The organism is Bradyrhizobium sp. 482_C4_N1_8, assembly GCF_052075965.1.
Lineage (GTDB): Bacteria > Pseudomonadota > Alphaproteobacteria > Rhizobiales > Xanthobacteraceae > Bradyrhizobium > Bradyrhizobium barranii.
The window spans coordinates 4,275,395-4,292,346 of sequence record NZ_CP197231.1 but is presented as its reverse complement, the minus strand read 5'-3'; the positions used below and the strand labels follow the sequence as shown (position 1 = coordinate 4,292,346).

Below are 16,952 nucleotides of genomic sequence, written 5' to 3'. Positions count from 1 at the left end.
CCTCACCAAACCATAAGACCGCTTCCGGCGCTATGCACACCATGGCGGAGAAAGCCGATAATCCATGCCATCAGGATGGCGGCAACAAAACCGTCCAGACGGTCCAGTAGCCCGCCATGGCCGGGAATCAAGTGACTGGAATCCTTGACGCCGAAGCGCCGCTTCACCGCGGATTCGAACAGATCGCCCGCCTGCGATACCACCGACAGGATGGCGCTGACGAGCAGCAGTGGAACCGCCTTTCCGATCCCGCACGCCGCAAAGCCGGCCGCAACCAAAAGGCTCGCCGCAAAGCCGCCGAGCGCCCCGGACCAGGTCTTCTTCGGGCTCACGCGCGGCCATAGTTTCGGTCCGCCAATGCTGCGTCCGGCGAAATAGCCGCCGATATCGGTCGCCCACACCACGAGCAGCACGAACATCAGCGCGGCGAACCCGTTGACGAGATCCTGCCGCACCAGGATCGAGGCCAGCAGCGCCGCCGATGCGTAGGCGAAGCCGGTGGCCGCCCAGATGAACTTGGCCCGCGCGATCAGCGTCACGATTGCGCCGCCGATGAGGCCGGTGATGATCGCGGTCTTGAGCGCGCCGAAGGCGACGCAGGCCCCCATCATGGCAATGACGATCGTCCCTGCCCCGGTCAGTGCAGCAGACCCCGCGCCCACCACCATCAGCCATTCCGCGAACAGCCCGATCGACACCAGGGTGACGAGAAGCGCCCACAGCCAGCCGCCGGCATAAGCGAGTGCAATAGCGAGCGGCGCCAGCACCAGCGCTGCGAGGACTCGCATCACGAGATTGCTCGAGGCAGGCTTCTCGCCCGCTGATGCGGCGTCGGGTTCGCTCACGAGGCGTTTTTCGCGACCAGACCGCCGAAACGGCGCTCGCGTCTGGCGAATTCGGCGATCGCGCCTTCCAGCGCCGCCTTGTCGAAATCGGGCCAGTGGATCGGCACGAAGACCAGCTCGCTGTAGGCGGCCTGCCACATCAGGAAGTTGGACAGCCGCTGCTCGCCGCTGGTGCGGATGATGAGATCGGGATCGGGGATGTCGGGCGCATCGAGATGAGCCCCGATCGTCTCGGCGTCGATCGTTTCAGGGGCGCGCTTGCCGTCTGCGACTTCTCGCGCGAGCTTCTGCGCGGCTTTCGCGATTTCCTGCCGCGAACCGTAATTGAAGGCGACGACCAGCGTCAGGCGCGTGTTGTCGCGCGTCAGCTCCTCGGCCTCGTTGAGGAGTGCACAAATGTCGCTGTCGAGTCCGTCGCGCTCGCCGATGATGCGGACCTTGACGCCGTCGCGGTGCAGGCTCGCGAGATCGTTGCGGATGAAGCGACGCAGGAGACCAAACAGATCGCCGATCTCGCTCGCCGGGCGCGACCAGTTCTCCGAAGAGAAGGAGAAGATGGTGAGATAGCGGATGCCGAGCTCGTGCGAGGCACGCACCACCCGGCGCAGCGCCTCGACACCGCGGCGATGCCCTTCGGCCCGCGGCAGGCCGCGCGCGGCGGCCCAACGCCCGTTGCCATCCATGATGATGGCGACATGCGCAGGCGCGTCGGACCGGTCTGGTCCTTCGGTTGCTGGCGCGGCGGCGTTGGACATGAAGGCGGCCCTAAAGCATGATCCGGACAAGTGCGAAGCGGTTTTCCGAAAGATCATGCGCGAACAATAACCTAAAGCGCGATGATCGCGCTTTAGACGGTGAGGATTTCTTTTTCCTTGGCAGCCAGCAACTGGTCGATCTCGGAGATGGTGCCGTCGGTCGCCTTCTGCACCTCGTCGGCGTGACGCTTCTGATCGTCTTCCGACATCTCGTGATTCTTCTCGAGCTTCTTGAGGACGTCGAGGCCGTCGCGGCGGACGTGACGCGCGGCGACCTTGGCCGCTTCCGCGTATTTGTGCGCGACCTTGACGAGCTCCTTGCGACGCTCCTCGTTGAGCTCGGGGATGCGAAGGCGCAGCACCTGGCCTTCGGTCGCGGGCGACAGGCCGAGATTGGAATCGACTATCGCCTTCTCGACCGGCTTGACCATCGACTTGTCCCAGACCTGCACCGAGATCAGCCGCGGCTCCGGCACGCTGACGGTGGCAAGCTGGTTGAGCGGCATGTGGCTGCCGTAAGCCTCGACCTGCACCGGGTCGAGCATCGAGGCCGACGCGCGCCCCGTGCGCAGGCCGCCAAGCTCGTGCTTGAGGGCCTGGACGGCGCCCTGCATGCGACGCTTCACTTCGTTGAGGTCGAAATTACCCGTGGCCATCACGTTTCTCCTTCAAAATCCCGGCGACCCACTCCGCGCCCCTCAGGCGCGACCGACGAGGCGTCAGCCGGCGACGACGGTTCCGTGGCCGCCGCCACGCAGCACAGCGCCGATCGAACCCGGCTCCGCGATCGAGAATACGATGATAGGCAGCAACGTCTCGCGGGCAAGCGCGAAGGCGGTCGCATCCATCACCTTGTAGCCGCCCTCGATCGCCTGCGAATGCGTCAGCCGGTCGAATCGCGTGGCGGTCGGATCCTTTTTGGGGTCGGCCGAGTAGACGCCGTCGACATTGGTTGCCTTCAGCACAGCCTCGGCTCCGATCTCGGCGGCCCGCAGCACCGCGGTCGTATCGGTGGTGAAGAACGGATTGCCGGTTCCGCCCCCGAGCAGCACGATCCGGCCCTCGGCGAGGTATTTGTGCGCCGCGGTGCGGGTGAACAGCTCGGAGATCTCGGGCATGACGAAGGCCGACAGCGTACGTGCCGGTGTGCCCTTGCGCTCGATCGTCGCCTCCAGCGCGAGGCAGTTCATCATGGTGGCGAGCATGCCCATGGTGTCGCCGGTGGTGCGCGACACCCCTTGCGAGGACACTTCGACGCCGCGCACGATGTTGCCGCCGCCGATCACCACCGCAACCTCGGTGCCGAGCTGGCGGGCGGCGATCAGATCGTCCGCAACCCGGTCGAGGGTCGGCTGATCGATGCCAAAACCCTGCTGCCCCGCGAGATACTCGCCGGACAGCTTGATCACGACGCGACGATAGACCGGATCAGTCATGAGCACTTTCCCCGCCCGGGCGCCGCTTCCGGCGGCAAGCCGGAAGGAACGTACCGGCGCTTACTTCTTGCCGCTGGCCGCTGCGACCTCGGCCGCGAAGTCGCTTTCCTGCTTCTCGATTCCCTCACCGAGAGCATAGCGCACAAAGCCCGCGATCTTCACCGCGCCGCCGACCTTGCCTTCGGCTTCCTTCACCGCCTGCGCGACCGACTTGCCGGTGTCGTGGATGAAGGCCTGCTCGAGCAGGCAGACTTCCTTGTAATAGGTCTTGAGGCCGGACTCGACGATCTTCTCGATCACGTTCTCGGGCTTGCCCTGCTGGCGATATTTGTCGGCGAGCACGTCCTTCTCACGCTTCACGACCGCCGGATCGAGGCCGGACGGCTCGAGCGCGAGCGGGTTGGTGGCCGCGACATGCATCGCGATCTGGCGACCGAGGGCCGCGAGCTCGTCGGCCTTGCCGGGCGATTCGAGCGCGACGATCACGCCCATCTTGCCGGCGCCTTCGACGACGGCGCCGTGGACGTAGCTCGACACGACGCCCTGCGTCACTTCGAGCGAAGCTGCGCGACGCAGCGTCATGTTCTCGCCGATGGTGGCGATCGCGTCGTTGATCGCGGCTTCGATCGTGACGTCACCGACCTTGGCGGCCTTGATCTTCTCGACATCGGCGCCGACGTCGAATGCGACCTGCGCGACCATCTTGACGAGGCCCTGGAACTGACCGTTGCGCGCGACGAAGTCGGTCTCGGAGTTGACCTCGACCACGACGCCCTTGGTGCCCTTGGTGAGCGCGCCGATCAGGCCTTCCGCGGCGACGCGGCCGGACTTCTTGGCGGCCTTCGACAGGCCCTTCTTGCGCAGCCAGTCCTGCGCCGCTTCCATGTTGCCGTCGTTTTCGGTGAGCGCGGCCTTGCAGTCCATCATGCCTGCGCCGGTGGACTCGCGCAGATCCTTGACCATCGCAGCTGTGATCGTTGCCATCGTTGAAAATCCTTCTTGCCTGCCGGTTTGCCGCGGCGTGGCATCAAACAGCCCCGCCGCGGTCCATCTCAGGAATTCGCGTCAACTGAAATGGTGGCCGGACTTATATCCGGCCAACCCATCGCTCTTTTTGACTATTCCGCTTCCGCGGTCAGCGCCTTGGCCTTGGCCACCCAGGCATCCGCACGGCTCGGCAGACCGACTTCTTCGCCGATCTTGTGCGCGGTGTCGTGATCGAGCTCGGCGAGCTGCCAGAAGTGGAAGATGCCGAGGTCGTTGAACTTCTTCTCGATCGCGCCCGACACGCCCGGGAGCTTCTTGAGGTCGTCGGCGGTGCCGCGCGGACCGGCAAGGCCCTGGAAGCCGCTCGAGGAAGCGGCCGGCAGCTCTTCGGCGACCGGACGAGCCGAGGCACCGATGTCGATGCCCGAATCGCCCTGGGCGCGCGAGATGCCGTCGATCGCCGCACGTGCGATCAGGTCGCAATACAGCGCGATCGCGCGGCCGGCATCGTCATTGCCCGGGACCACATAGGTGATGCCCTTGGGATCCGAATTGGTGTCGACGATCGCGGCGACCGGGATGTTGAGCCGCTGGGCTTCCTGGATCGCGATGTCTTCCTTGTTGGTGTCGATCACGAAGATCAGGTCGGGCAGACCGCCCATGTCCTTGATGCCGCCGAGCGAGCGATCGAGCTTGTCGCGCTCGCGCTGAAGCGTCAGGCGCTCCTTCTTGGTGTAGGAGCTGGCGTCGCCGCCGGACAGCACGTCATCGAGATGACGCAGGCGCTTGATCGAGGCCGAGATCGTCTTCCAGTTGGTCAGCGTGCCGCCGAGCCAGCGCGAATTGACGAAATACTGCGCGCAGCGCTTGGCAGCGTCCGCGACGCCGTCCTGCGCCTGGCGCTTGGTGCCGACGAACAGGATGCGGCCGCCCTTGGCGACGGTGTCGCTGACCGCCTGCAAGGCGGTGTGCAGCAACGGCACGGTCTGCGCGAGGTCGACGATGTGGATGTTGTTGCGGGCGCCGAAAATGAACGGTGCCATTTTCGGATTCCAGCGGTGAGACTGGTGACCAAAGTGCACGCCAGCTTCGAGGAGCTGACGCATGGTGAAATCGGGAAGCGCCATAGTTTCAATTCTCCGGTTGGTTCCTCCGGAAACGTGTGAGCAAAACGGAGCGTTCTCGCCCCGGTTGCCACCGGACGGCCTTGTGAGCCATGTTTCCGTGTGAGATGGGGCGCTATATAGCGCCATTTCGGCCAGAAGCAAGGAAATAAGGGCCTTTCGGGGGCTGTTTTCGCCTCCCGAAGGCTCTCTTCCGTAAAGACCACGCCAGCCCGCAAAGACCTAGCACTTGGGCTGGTTCGGCGGGCACTTTTTCGCCGCCGGCGCCGCTGGGTGCGGCGGAGGTGCCGCTGGACGCGGCGGGGGCGCGACGGCCATCCGCGGCGGCGGCGGTGGTGCCGGCCGGGCCATTGGCGGAGGCGCCGGCCGTGCAACGGCCACAGGCGGAGCCGCTCGGGCCGGCGGAGGCGATGCGACATGCGGCGGCGGTGCCGGGCGAGCGGCGGGCGGTGGCGGCGTCGGCCTCGCCACGGCCTGCGGCCGCGATGCTGGAGTTGACGGCGACGGCCGGGCGGCCTGCGCTGGAGGGGTCGCGGGCAAGTTCTGCGGTTTGACCGGCTCGCGCGCGGCCGAGGGCGGCGGCGTGACCGGCTTGCCCGCGGCGCCCGAGGGCGTGCCGGGCGGCGTGCCCGCAGTAGGTGGCGGCGCGCCAGCCGGCTCACGGGTTGCAGACTTGCCGCCAACGGGCGCGCCGGCAGGCGGGGTCTGAGCAACCGGCGGCTTCGGCGGTTGGCCGGGCGCAGCCGGATTCGCGGTGGGCGCAACGGTCGTCGGAGTGCCGGCCGTTGGCGCACCAGGATGGGGCGGCAGCGTTGTGCCGGGCGCAGCCGTGGTCGGCGCCCCCGGATGCGTCGGCGGGAGCCCGCCGGGTGCATTTGCCGTCGGCGCCAAGGGCCTGCCGCCCTGCGGCGTCCCTGCCCCAGCCGGCGGCCCGCCTTGGGCGCCCGGAACCGGCAGCGTATTGGCCTGCGGCAGCCTGGTCGGCGGTGCGGCAGGGGGCGTGCCGGTCGGCGCGACATTGGCCGGCGTCCCGGGAGGCATCCCCGGCCTCGCCGTCGGCTGGACCGTCGCGCTCGGCGGCATCGGCGCCTTGCCCTGCTGGATCAGCGCGGCGCGCTGCGTAGCGGCTTGCGGCAACATTGGCGCTACCGGGTTGGCGCGGTCGGCAATCGCTGGCCTCAGATTGCCGGGCCCGGTCCCTCCTCCCGCTCCTGCGGGCGGGGCGGGCGGCCGGTTGATCACGGTGTTGATGACCGTGGTGTTATGGATGTTGTTGAAGACAATGTTGTTCGGCGGCGGCGCGACATAGATCGGCGGCCTGACGAACACCGGGATCGGCACGAATAGCGGCTGCGGCAGCACGAACAGGCCGACCACGGGCAGCGGCGGCTCGAGCACGATGAAATCCGGCGGCGGCGGCGGCAGATAATAGACCGGCGGCGGCGGTGGCGGCGCGAAGCCGAACACGGGGTCGCCGAACAGCAGCACGGGACGGTCGACATAGACGATCTCCTCGGGCGGCGGCGGCGGCACGTCATAGTCCATCATCGCGAAAGTCGGCGGCGGCTCGAGCGGCGCGGTCAGGATTGCAAGCCTGCGCCGTGCATCGCCGGCATGCGGACCGCGCGAATAACGACGCAGATACGACCAGTAGGCGTCCGGCGTATCGGCGCGATAGGTCCGCCGCCAGGTGATCGCCTCGCGGCGCGCCGCGACGATCGCCATCACGCGCTTCGACATCGGATCACCGGGATAGGCCGCGAGAAATTCTTCATAGGCCGGCAACGTGTCGCGCTCGAGCGCGGCCGCATAGGCGTCCTGCACGCCGAGATCGCGGATCGGCTTGTTGCGGATCGCGGCAACCTGGTCGGGCGCGGCCTCCGGCGGCGGCGCATCGGGCCCGCGCTCGAAGAACGAGAAGGGTGCCGATATCTTCGCCTCGTTCCACGGCACCTGCGCGCCCTTGCTGGCCTCGTTGACGCGCAGACGGACGCGGTCGAACACCTCGGCCAGCGGCAGACCGCCGGTACGGATCATCTCCGCCAGCGATTGCGCATAAATGCCGTACGGGCCGGGCTCTTCCGGCGCGACCGTGCCGGGCGCGGCGTTGAAGGCGATCAGCATGTTCGGATCCGGCTCGACCAGCGCCAGTCCGCTCGCGATCTGCTGGCCGCCCTCGATGAAGGGCTGTGCGCGCGCCGCGTCGAGCACGACGATGTTGGCCTTGAGCGGAATGGAGGCGAGCTGGCGGGCGTAGTCGCTGATCCGCAGGCCTTCGGTCGGAATGTCGGTGTCGCGGACGATGTTGGAATCGACCGGGATGAAATAGTTCTCGCCCGCAAGCTGGACGCCATAGCCGGCAAGATAGATCATCGCGACGGTGCCGGGACCCGAGGCCTGCGCCTTCTGGATGAAATCGCGAAGACTCTTGCGCAGCGTGTCGCCGTCGAGATCGCGCGCGCCGACCACGTCGAAGCCCGCCGCTTGCAGCGTCTGCGCGATCAGGCCGGCATCGTTCGCGGTCGTCGCCAGCGGCGACTTGGCGTAGGCGCCGTTGCCGACCACGAGCGCGATGCGCTTTTCCTGCTGCTGCGCGCGCGCCGGATCAGGCGCGGCCGCAGCGAACGCCAGGATCGGCAAGAGAAAACAGATGAAGGCCTTGTAGGTCCCACGCATGGCTTGCTTGCCCGCTATCGTTGTTGAGCTGCCACCGTACATGAGACGCGCGGCCGGCTGAATGGCTCTTGAACGAAAAGCGCGGATTGAGGCGGCGGCATGGCGCCCCGCCCCATCAAGTCCCTGCGTCAGGCCCGCGTAAGCCTCGCGACCGCGCTGTGGCGCGAACCTCGCTCAGCCCTGCGCGATCAGATCGACTGTTCCCGTGGTGAGCCGGTAGATGCCACCGACGACCTTCAGCTTGCCCTGCTCCACGGCCGCATTGAGGATCGGCGCGGCCGACTTCAGCTTCGCGACGTTGTCGATCACGTTCTGCCGGATCGCCTTGTTGAGCACGTCCCCGCCCTGCTGCATCGCAGCCTTTGCGGCGGGCGCGATCGCATCGACCAGCGAGGGAATGTGTCCCGGCGGCGACGTGTTGTCCTTGATTGCCTTCAGCGTCGCATCGACCGCGCCGCAGGCATCATGGCCAAGCACCAGGATCAGCGGTGCGTTGAGCACGGCCACCGCATATTCCATGCTGGCAATGGTTTCGGTGCCGGCAAAATTTCCGGCGACGCGGCAGACGAAGAGATCGCCGCGGCCGCTGTCGAAGGCATATTCCGGCGCGATGCGTGAATCGGCGCAGCTCAGAACCGCCGCGAACGGATTCTGTCCACCGGCCAGCGCCTCGCGCTCGTGCTTGAAATCGTGGCGCCGCGCCACACCGTCGACATAGCGCGCATTGCCCTCCATCAACCGCTTCAGCGATGCGTCGGGCGACAACACGTTCTGCGGCTTGGGTGGCTGCTTGGCCTCCTTTGCCAAGGCGCCGCTCGGGAAAGCTCCGCCGGCGAAGGCCATGCCGAATGCAGCGGCGCCAAACAGCATCGCGGATCGCCGCGACGGCGCGATGTCTCGATGCAGAGATTCATGATGCAGAGATTCAGAGCACTTGTCGCACATGTGACGTTTCCCCAGGTACAGTGGACGAATGGAAGCGTCGCGATGATAGGTGCATCGATGTGAAGAAATCACCAATGATAAATGATGCAACTGATGATTGCTGCAACGCGAACCGTGCTGCAAAGCCGAAGCGATCGCTCGCCTCACGCGCAACGACCGCACAGAGCTGCGTCCATCTGCATATATTCGAGATCGGCTGCGAAAGCATGATCCGGAAAAAGGGCAGCAATTCTCACTCACCACAAACGCGGTACGCGTTTGTGGTGAGATCATACGCCAACGCCGATCCCAAGCGCGAAGACGATTCTTCCAGATCTCATCGCGCTTTACAGCTGCTGCACGTCCACCACGCCCGCGACCGCCTTGATCGCGCCGGCGATCTGCGGCGAGACCTTGAAGCGGCCCGGCAGCTTCATCTCGACCTCGGTCTCGAGGTCGAGCATCATCACCAGCGAGACCTCGCCGTCGCCGTTCGAACGCGGCGCGATGCCGGGACTGCCGACTTTTGGCGCGGCGCCGTTCGAGGCCGCCATGTCGGGTCCGGCCAGTCGCTTGGCGATCGACTCCAGCGGCTTGGTGTCGCGCACGAAGATGCGCAGGCCCTTCTGCGTCTTGGCGGCGGCGTCATCGAGCGGCTCGGCATGCAGCACGCGGGCACGAACGTCCTCGCCCTGCAATTCCGCGCCCAACTGGAGCAGCACGGCGGCGCCCGGCTCGAGCACATCGCGGTATTGCGCGAGGCCTTCGGAGAACAGCACCGCCTCGAAATGGCCCGTGGGATCAGAGAGCCCCATGATGCCCATCTTGTTGCCGGTCTTAGTGCGCCGCTCCATGCGCGACACCACGGTGGCCGCGACCTTGCCGGCGGTGGCGCCGGTCTTCACCGCACGCGAGAATTCGGCCCAGCTCTGCACCCGCAGGCGCTTCAGAACCATCGCGTAATCGTCGAGCGGATGGCCCGACAGGAAGAATCCGATCGCGTCATATTCGCGGCGCAACCGTTCGGCCGGCAGCCAGGGCTCGATCTGCGGCAGCATGATGGTCGGCGCGTCCGCCGACATGCCGAACATGTCGTTCTGGCCGATGGTCTCGGCCTGATGCGCACGCTGGCAGGCGGCCAGGATCGAGTCCGCGCCGGCAAAGACCCGCGCCCTGTTCGGCTCCAGCGTGTCGAAGGCGCCGGCAGCGGCGAGGCTCTCGATGATGCGCTTGTTGATCGCGCGTGGATTGACCCGCGCGGCGAAGTCGGCGAGCGAGGTGAACAGCCCGCGCCTGGTCCGCTCCTCGATGATCTGCTCGATCGCCTGGATGCCGACGCCCTTGAGCGCGGCAAGCGCGTAGTAGATCGTCTTGTCACCGACCTCGAAGGTCGGGCCTGAGCGGTTGATGTTCGGCGGCTCGACCTTGATGCCGAGGCGCTGCGCCTCGGAACGGAATTCGGAGAGCTTGTCGGTGTTGTTGAGATCGAGCGTCATCGACGCTGCGATGAACTCCACCGGGTAATGCGCCTTCATATAGGCGGTGTGGTAGGACACCAGCGCGTAGGCCGCCGCGTGGCTCTTGTTGAAGCCGTAGTCGGCGAACTTTGCGAGCAGCTCGAAGATGGTCTCGGCCTGCCCCTTCGGCACGCCGTTCTTGACCGCGCCGGCGACGAAGATGTCGCGCTGCTTGTCCATCTCGGCGCGGATCTTCTTGCCCATGGCGCGGCGCAGCAGGTCGGCGTCGCCGAGCGAATAGCCCGACATGACCTGCGCGATCTGCATCACCTGTTCCTGGTAGATGATGACGCCGAAGGTCTCCTTCAGGATCGGCTCCAGCACCGGATGCAGATATTCCGGCTCCTCGTCGCCGTGCTTGCGCGAGCAATAGGTCGGGATGTTCGCCATCGGGCCCGGGCGATAGAGCGCGACCAGCGCGATGATGTCCTCGAAACGGTCGGGGCGCATGTCGACCAGCGCGCGCCGCATGCCCTGGCTTTCAACCTGGAACACGCCGACCACCTCGCCCCGCGCCAGCATCTGGTAGCTTTCGGCATCGTCGATCGGCAGCGTCGCGAGATCGATGTCGATGTTGCGCGGCTTCAGGAGCTTCACCGCGACGTCGAGCACGGTCAGCGTCTTCAGGCCGAGGAAGTCGAACTTCACGAGCCCGGCCGGCTCGACCCATTTCATGTTGAACTGGGTTACCGGCATGTCGGACTTGGGATCGCGGTACATCGGCACGAGTTCGCTCAAGGGGCGATCGCCGATCACGATGCCGGCCGCGTGCGTCGAGGCGTGGCGGGTCAGGCCTTCAAGGCGCTGCGCGATGTCGAAGGCGCGCGCCACCACCGGGTCTTCATCGCGGAACGCCTGAAGCTTCGGCTCGCTCTCGATCGCGGCGGCCAACGTCACCGGCGCGGCCGGATTCTGCGGCACCAGCTTGGTCAGCTTGTCGACCTGGCCATAGGGCATCTGCAGCACCCGGCCGACGTCGCGCAGCACGCCGCGCGCCTGCAGCGTACCGAAGGTGATGATCTGCGCGACCTGGTCGCGACCGTAGCGCTCCTGGACGTACCTGATCACCTCGCCGCGGCGGTCCTGGCAGAAATCGATGTCGAAGTCCGGCATCGAGACGCGTTCCGGATTGAGGAAGCGCTCGAACAGCAGGCCGAACTTGATCGGGTCGAGGTCGGTGATGGTCAGCGCCCAGGCGACCAGAGAGCCGGCGCCCGAACCGCGCCCCGGTCCGACCGGAATCCCCTGGCCCTTCGCCCATTTGATGAAATCCGAGACGATCAGGAAGTAGCCCGCGTATTTCATCCGCATGATGACGTCGAGCTCGAACGCCAGGCGCTTGTCGTAGTCCTCTTCCGTAGTGCCCTGCGACAGGCCGTGCACGCGCAGGCGGTTGGCGAGCCCCTCCTCCGCCTGGCGCTTGAGCTCGGCCGCCTCGACCGACGCGGCGTCGGAGCTTGCGGCGGCGCCGACCGTGAAGAACGGCAGGATCGGCTTGCGCGTCATCGGGCGGAACGAGCAGCGCTCGGCGATCTCCACCGTCGAGGCCAGCGCCTCCGGAATGTCGGCGAACAGCACCGCCATCTCGGCGCGGGTCTTGAAGCGGTGATCGGGCGTGAGCTGAAGGCGATCGGTCTCGGCGACCAGCCGCCCGCCGGCGATGCAGAGCAGCGCATCGTGCGCCTCGTAATCGTCGTTCGAAGCGAAATACGGCTCGTTGGTCGCAACCAGCGGCAGGCCTTTTGCGTAGGCGATGTCGATCAGCCCGCTTTCGACGCGGCGCTCCTTGTCGATGTTGTGGCGCTGCAATTCGACATAGAGGCGGTCGCCGAACAGGCCGGCGAGACGCTCGCAGCGCGTCGCCGCAATTTCGGCCTGCCCGCTGGCAAGCGCGAGCGAGATCGGCCCGTCAGGGCCGCCCGTGAGTGCGATCAAACCTTCGGTCTCACCGTCAAGCCAATCGAACTTGATGAACGGCGCGTGGCTGTCAGGCGATTCGAGGAACGCGCGCGAGTTCAGCCGCATCAGGCTGCGATAGCCGCGCTCCTGGGCCGCCAGCAGCACCACACGCGACGGCAGCAGCGCATTGCGCGCATTGGGATCCTGGTCGCCGAAATCGATCGCGAGCTCGCAGCCGACGATCGGCTGGATGCCGGAGCCCGCCATCTTGTCGGAGAACTCCAGCGCGCCGAACATGTTGTCGGTGTCGGTCAGCGCCAGTGCGGGCTGGTGGTCTTTCTTCGCAAGCTCGGCGAGCTTGGCGATCTTGATCGAGCCCTTGAGCAGCGAATAGGCCGAGTGAACGTGAAGGTGGACAAATCCGGCGCTCGGCATGGTCGCGTGACGGCCTCTTGCAGATGAGATGGAGCGGTCGCCGGCTCCAGGGGGATCATGAGGACATCTTCCGCCCACCCAGCCGACTCGCCTCACAATGGTGGGGCGTCACCGCTTCAGAGTCCACGCCGGAGCGGCCGATCGGCCGCGTCGTCCCGCTTTTCCCCAAGGGCATGACCTGGGGGTACTGAGGGGATCTGGCGAGCCGCGGCCTAGAGCTGCGGAATCACCTGCGCCCAGATTGCGATCATCCCGACGAACAGCGAGATCGAGGCGAGTGCGGCGGCTTCTTCCACGAAAATCCTGAACATGGCTTGCTCCATCACCAGAACGTATGAAGAACATTGTTCTCATTTCGTTCTAGAGAGTCAAGCCGTGTGAGCTCTCTCGAAAAGTGATGGTTAACTCGCTGAATTCACGCAACAAAAAAGCCCCGGCGCAAGGCCGGGGCTTTTCGACGATCGCTCGAAATGAGCGACCAGTCTCAGTAGCGACCGATCATCGGGCCGCCGAACTTGTAGTTCAGGCGGACGAGACCCATGTCGACGTCCTGGCGGATGCGCTCCGAGCCGGCGAAGCCAGCGAAGGTCACGTCCTTGTCGGACAGGAAGATGTGGTTGTACTCGACGCCAACCGACCAGTTCGGCGCGAAGCCGTACTCGAGGCCGGCACCGACCGTGCCACCCCAGCGGCTGTCGCTGGACGAGGAGAGCAGCGCGCCCGCCGTGCTGGAGATCTCGTACTTGTTGCTGACCACAGCCGCACCGCCCTTGACGTAGACCAGGACGTTGTTCCAGGCGTAGCCAACCTGACCGGTGATCAGGCCAAACGCATCGATCTTGGTGCGGTTGCGGGAGGCGAACAGCGCGCTGTTGTTGTCGCCCGAGAAATCGGCCCAGTTGCCCTGGCCTTCCACGCCGAACACCCACTGGCCGGACTGCCAGCGATAGCCGATCTGACCACCGACCGTGCCGCCGGTCGCATCGTGCGAGCCTTCGCGACCCACGCCAACGAAATCCCAGGTCGCGTGCGACGAACCGCCGCCGCCGTTGATGCCGATGTAGAAGCCGCTCCAGTCATAGACGGTCGCGATCATCGCAGGCGCCTTGGTGTAAGGCCGCGCAGCGAGGTCAGCAGCCAGCGCCGGCGCAGTCGCGCTCAGCGCGACAAGGCTCACAGCAGCAAGCAACAGATTCTTGTTCATTTGATTCCCGTTCCAGTTTCGTCGTTAGGCCCCCGGGCCGTAGGGCCGTCATATCAGCGCTCGACGGAATTGCTGTAACCCCGACGCAACAGTCGGGGCCAAAGGGCTGTGCTGCGTTAATGAATGTTTAGCAGCGCGCGCGCGAAACCCTTTGAAACAAGGGTTTTCATGAGTTCCAATGTCGACTACACGACGTATGTTGCATCTGTGCCTGGACATCTGATGCACGCACGATTGTGTGATTGGAGATTGAGATGCGCAGACAGATTGCCCTCCCCATTGTCGCCACATTTTCGCTCGCAATCGCCACATTCGCGCTCACGCTGAGTGCAAGCACGCCCGCACGCGCATTCGGCACGCATCACGCGTTCTGCCTGACCGGCCAGGAATGGCCGGGGCTGAGCAATTGCACGTTCGACAGTTACGCACAGTGTCAGGCAAGCTCGTCGGGCCGCGCGCTGACCTGCATCGCGAATCCGTATTTCACGGGCCAGAGCGACGATCCCTACGCCTATCAGAATCGTCCGCGCGCCCAGACACCGGGCTATTCACCCGGCTACTACCCACCGCGCTGAGATGCGCAGCGCCCGCTTCGTGCTCGTCGCCACCGGCCTGCTCTTCTCGGGCGTGCCGGCGCACGCGCAGACCTACGATCCCAGCTATCCCGTCTGCATGCAGATCTACGGCCCGGTCGGCTATTTCGACTGCCGCTACACTTCGCTCGAACAGTGCAGATTTCTCGCCGTCGGCCGCTCCGCGAGCTGCGCCGTGAACCCGTACTTTCCGCAGAAGCGGTCAAAGGCTCCCCGGCGGCCGAAGCAGGCCGACTAGGCGTGCTCCCATGCCGGGACTTGCCAACTTTGACGCCCTTACGAGCTTAACGCACTTGCGAGCTTTTCCATCCCGCCGACATTGCCCGCTCACCCCCTCGTCGCGTATTCGGAAGTTACTTTCCGAGCGAGGTCTTGCACGACAGCCAAGAACGCAGCCGACGCCATCGGCCGATACGGCTCCAAGGCCTGGTCCGAGGGCGGTAACGTCAGCAGCAGGTCCGCATCGCCATGACAATCTTGATAATCTTGCAGCCAGAGCGCTGTCACATGGACCGCCGGCACGGTGAGCAGGAAAGCCTCGAAGCGTCCTTCCCGAACTTCAGGAAGCTTCTCGGCACGACGGATCGCCTCCGACGTCGCTGCCACAAACGGCCCTTCGTTCAGGTCACCCAGTTCATACGTCGTCTCATACGTCGTCGCTGCCGACTTCACGATTGTCGCAGCAGCGATCGGCTCCTGTTCCTCTCCTCCACCATCATCAGCGGCGGTGCGCCGCTTCGCTTCAATCACAAGAAATCTCCAATTGCCTAGCTTCGCAGCCGCTCTGAGTTTGTCTGCGCGGCGGATCTTGCCAAAAGCCAGATAGGCAATGCGATGCGGCAGGGAAATGAAGACCGCGTCGCGCTTGGCAGTGGAAAGCCTTGATCGCGGGAATTTCGGGTTGCCCACCCGGCTGGCCACCGCTCGCTTCACAGCTACGACCGCAGCCGCCGGAGGATCGCTGGGATGAATTGCCATCTTTTCTCTCCTTTCACGGTGGCGAGGTTCTAGACCGGGGCCTTGGTGAAGTAAGTGTCCGTCCAGACACCTTTGGCGTCCTGATAGTTTGAGCAAAATCGATCAAACTGGATCTCCGGTGTTAGGCCGAAAAGGGGATCCTCGATGACCAGGCTGTCGGTATCCTCCAGATATCCGACGATCGCGACGAAGTGCGCCGGTCCCTCCTCATCTTCGTCTCCCGACCAGACCGTGCGAACACAAATGGGTCGCCCTGCACTGATCTCCTGCTGCACCTCCATTCGTGTCGCTCGTTGGTCGAGGGCCAACACGGCGAGGCAGCGGACTCGGTTGAGCGGTGATCCGAGAGAATGCGTCACATCGAATTCCAGGCCCGGCGTGCCGCAAGGGAAATCACAGCAATCATGCCGGTTCAATTCAAGGTCGGCGATGCGGCACTGCGTGAAAGTACTGGTCTCGTCGTAATAGCGCGAGATGCTGGAAGCGACGGCGGCCCAGCACCAATTGATGTGACACTGATGTTGCATCGTGAAATCTGGCGCCAACTGAATCCGTGTCCTTTCGATGACGGAAATTTCTTCCACACCCATTGCAATACCTCGTGGTTGAGATCGATTGGTCCAACTTCAATTCCTTGTGGCCGTGCGGAGCGCATCCTTGCAAAATCCAAGGATGCGATCTCGGCTGCGGCATTAGGCACTGTTCAATGCTCTTGTTTTGCCGCCTCGGTCACCGCATGGAAGGTGCTGCATTGCTGGAGGTACGGAAACACGGCTTCAGCAATGGCCTTCCCGGCAGCCGTGTCACTCGGGTAGTGGACGCCAGCGATCTCGCGATTCTTCCCGATCCGCGCGGCCAGCGCCCTCAGTGCACTCTTCGCACCGGGGATAATCTCTCCCAGCGCCAGTGCCATCAGGTGACTCTCCAGCGAATGTCCGCTCGGATAGGAGGCGTGCCAGGGCGACGCGACCATCGGGAAAAGCGCCGGACACACCTGTTGCGGCCGACCGCGATTGAACCTGAGCTTGTAGTAGACGGCGACCATCAGCCCAACATGATCGGCCATCTCCAGAATCTTGATCGTATTTGGATGCGCCGACGGCGAAAGCATGAGGACCTGCGCAAAATAGCCGACAAGCCTCACGTCCTGATCGACGATCTCATCTGCCAACCTCTTGCGACGATCCATCGACGCCCCAAGCAGTTCATCGATCTCGCCGAAAATCACATCGTGATCCGTTGGCGGGCCGGCGACAGTGATGGTTTGCCAATCGGTCTTGGCAAATTCGAGCAATGCGATCTGGGCAAAAAAGTCAGGGCGCCAGGCAGACAGCGGGAATGTCGCCCCGTAATTCAAGCTACCGGGCAGGACTCCGACGAAACTCTCGAAGATCGGGAAAGGACGCGGGGGAATTCCACCACCAACGTAACCGCCGCTGACTGCGCCGTTTCCGCCACCACCGCCGCCTCCGCCTCCGCCACCGCCACCGCCACCGCCGCCGCCACCGCCACCGCCGCCACCGCCTCCTCCTGCAACACCAGGCATTGTGCTCTCCATCGAGGGGCTAATAATTTGAAC

At 64.9% G+C, this 16,952-nt stretch carries 15 protein-coding genes; 2 read left to right on the top strand and 13 right to left on the bottom strand.

Annotated features, from left to right (window positions below; all coding sequences use genetic code 11):
• Positions 1–2: 2 nt before the first annotated feature.
• The 10 genes from AB7Z56_RS20510 to AB7Z56_RS20465 form a co-directional block, all read right to left on the bottom strand.
• Positions 3–845, bottom strand: coding sequence for a phosphatidate cytidylyltransferase (locus AB7Z56_RS20510; RefSeq protein WP_354233652.1), 843 nt, complete (start codon positions 843–845; stop codon positions 3–5).
• A complete protein-coding gene (locus AB7Z56_RS20505) occupies positions 842–1,600 on the bottom strand; it encodes an isoprenyl transferase (protein WP_014494938.1) in 759 nt (252 codons plus the stop codon). The genes AB7Z56_RS20510 and AB7Z56_RS20505 overlap by 4 nt, the downstream gene beginning before the upstream one ends.
• 92 nt (positions 1,601–1,692) lie before the next feature.
• On the bottom strand, positions 1,693–2,256 hold the full coding sequence (gene frr, locus AB7Z56_RS20500) for a ribosome recycling factor (RefSeq protein WP_014494937.1): 564 nt from the start codon (positions 2,254–2,256) through the stop codon (positions 1,693–1,695).
• Positions 2,257–2,319: 63 nt separating this feature from the next.
• Entirely contained in the window at positions 2,320–3,036 is a 717-nt protein-coding gene (gene pyrH / locus AB7Z56_RS20495) for a UMP kinase (protein WP_028151698.1), read from the bottom strand.
• Positions 3,037–3,096: 60 nt separating this feature from the next.
• Positions 3,097–4,020: a translation elongation factor Ts gene (gene tsf / locus AB7Z56_RS20490; RefSeq protein WP_028169462.1), complete on the bottom strand. Its 924-nt coding sequence runs from the start codon at positions 4,018–4,020 to the stop codon at positions 3,097–3,099.
• A 134-nt stretch (positions 4,021–4,154) separates the two neighbouring features.
• Positions 4,155–5,150, bottom strand: a complete 996-nt coding sequence (locus AB7Z56_RS20485) for a 30S ribosomal protein S2 (RefSeq protein ID WP_028151700.1) — start codon at positions 5,148–5,150, stop codon at positions 4,155–4,157.
• Between the two features lie 219 nt (positions 5,151–5,369).
• Positions 5,370–7,823, bottom strand: coding sequence for a caspase family protein (locus AB7Z56_RS20480; RefSeq protein WP_283016658.1), 2,454 nt, complete (start codon positions 7,821–7,823; stop codon positions 5,370–5,372).
• Positions 7,824–7,997: 174 nt separating this feature from the next.
• Positions 7,998–8,768 carry a carbonic anhydrase gene (locus AB7Z56_RS20475; protein ID WP_283016659.1) on the bottom strand — a complete coding sequence of 257 codons (771 nt, stop codon included), beginning with the start codon at positions 8,766–8,768 and terminating at the stop codon, positions 7,998–8,000.
• A 326-nt stretch (positions 8,769–9,094) separates the two neighbouring features.
• Positions 9,095–12,598, bottom strand: coding sequence for a DNA polymerase III subunit alpha (gene dnaE / locus AB7Z56_RS20470; RefSeq protein ID WP_354123708.1), 3,504 nt, complete (start codon positions 12,596–12,598; stop codon positions 9,095–9,097).
• A gap of 484 nt (positions 12,599–13,082) precedes the next feature.
• Entirely contained in the window at positions 13,083–13,802 is a 720-nt protein-coding gene (locus AB7Z56_RS20465; RefSeq protein ID WP_071913456.1) for an outer membrane protein, read from the bottom strand.
• A gap of 254 nt (positions 13,803–14,056) precedes the next feature.
• Between AB7Z56_RS20465 and AB7Z56_RS20460 the strand changes: the two genes are divergently transcribed.
• Positions 14,057–14,377 (top strand): DUF3551 domain-containing protein, encoded by a 321-nt coding sequence (locus AB7Z56_RS20460; protein WP_063986338.1) that lies wholly within the window; start codon positions 14,057–14,059, stop codon positions 14,375–14,377.
• Position 14,378: 1 nt separating this feature from the next.
• Positions 14,379–14,633, top strand: a complete 255-nt coding sequence (locus AB7Z56_RS20455) for a DUF3551 domain-containing protein (protein ID WP_135213820.1) — start codon at positions 14,379–14,381, stop codon at positions 14,631–14,633.
• An 89-nt stretch (positions 14,634–14,722) separates the two neighbouring features.
• Here AB7Z56_RS20455 and AB7Z56_RS20450 read toward each other — a convergent pair whose 3' ends face one another.
• From AB7Z56_RS20450 to AB7Z56_RS20440, 3 genes are all read right to left on the bottom strand, one after another.
• Positions 14,723–15,373, bottom strand: coding sequence for a hypothetical protein (locus tag AB7Z56_RS20450; protein ID WP_283016661.1), 651 nt, complete (start codon positions 15,371–15,373; stop codon positions 14,723–14,725).
• Between the two features lie 29 nt (positions 15,374–15,402).
• Entirely contained in the window at positions 15,403–15,963 is a 561-nt protein-coding gene (locus AB7Z56_RS20445; protein WP_071913450.1) for a papain-like cysteine protease family protein, read from the bottom strand.
• A 113-nt stretch (positions 15,964–16,076) separates the two neighbouring features.
• Complete coding sequence (locus AB7Z56_RS20440) at positions 16,077–16,919, bottom strand: phosphatase PAP2 family protein (RefSeq protein WP_155795172.1); 843 nt, start codon at positions 16,917–16,919, stop codon at positions 16,077–16,079.
• Positions 16,920–16,952: the final 33 nt, after the last annotated feature.